Source organism: Gilliamella sp. Pas-s95, assembly GCF_009795795.1.
Classification (GTDB): domain Bacteria; phylum Pseudomonadota; class Gammaproteobacteria; order Enterobacterales; family Orbaceae; genus Gilliamella; species Gilliamella bombicola.
On record NZ_WTFC01000101.1, the window covers coordinates 1 to 358 of the forward strand.

1 protein-coding gene is annotated in these 358 nt (G+C 32.4%); it reads right to left on the minus strand.

From position 1 onward, the window contains the following. Positions 1 to 325: hypothetical protein (locus GQ598_RS10975; protein WP_160404145.1), on the minus strand; the 325-nt coding region annotated here is incomplete at its 3' end. Between the last annotated feature and the right edge of the window lie 33 nt (positions 326 to 358).

The following is a 358-nucleotide window of genomic DNA, read 5'->3' on the forward strand; positions in this document are numbered from 1 at the left end:
TTTCTTGGTTTTTTCTATTTTGGTATAATTGACACTGCTGTTGGTACCAAGCTTGGTAGCCACTTAAATCGTAATCATCTAATAATTCATAGCCGTAAACAGTCGGTACCGCTTTAGGACAACGTTTATTAATAATATTTGCAGGAAACCCGCCACACACAATAATTTGGTCGAGTTTTTTTATGTGTTTGATTATCGGTTTTATGTTGAACCCTAATAATTGAGTCATCACATAAAACGATTGGTTGTAGGTCTTTAAAAAAAGTCCCTCTCTCAAAAAATGTATCGGATTTTCACTTAATGCTAATTTTTGTTCTATTTCCATTACATGACTTCTCTTTATTTATTTGATTTTACC